Below are 255 nucleotides of genomic sequence, written 5' to 3'. Positions count from 1 at the left end.
TTGCTCCGCCTTTCATTACCTCCCCATGCGGCAAGGTAAATTATCTGGTATTAGCTACCGTTTCCGGTAGTTATCCCAGTCTTACGGGCAGGTTGCCTACGTGTTACTCACCCGTCCGCCGCTAACTCTCAGGAGTGCAAGCACTCCATCAAGTCCGCTCGACTTGCATGTATTAGGCACGCCGCCAGCGTTCGTCCTGAGCCAGGATCAAACTCTCCAATAAAGTGTTTGACTTGCTCATTTCAAAACTGACGA

The 255-nt window shown here is 51.0% G+C and carries 1 rRNA gene; it reads right to left on the bottom strand.

The annotated features are described in order from the left end of the window. Window positions 1-223: ribosomal RNA gene (locus KI362_RS25440) — 16S ribosomal RNA — on the bottom strand; the annotation flags it as partial. Window positions 224-255: the final 32 nt, after the last annotated feature.

It is taken from the genome of Paenibacillus apis, from assembly GCF_018333295.1.
Taxonomy (GTDB): Bacteria; Bacillota; Bacilli; order Paenibacillales; family Paenibacillaceae; genus Fontibacillus; species Fontibacillus antibioticophila.
The sequence above is the reverse complement of the archived record's forward strand: the minus strand, read 5'-3'. Positions and strand labels throughout refer to the sequence as shown.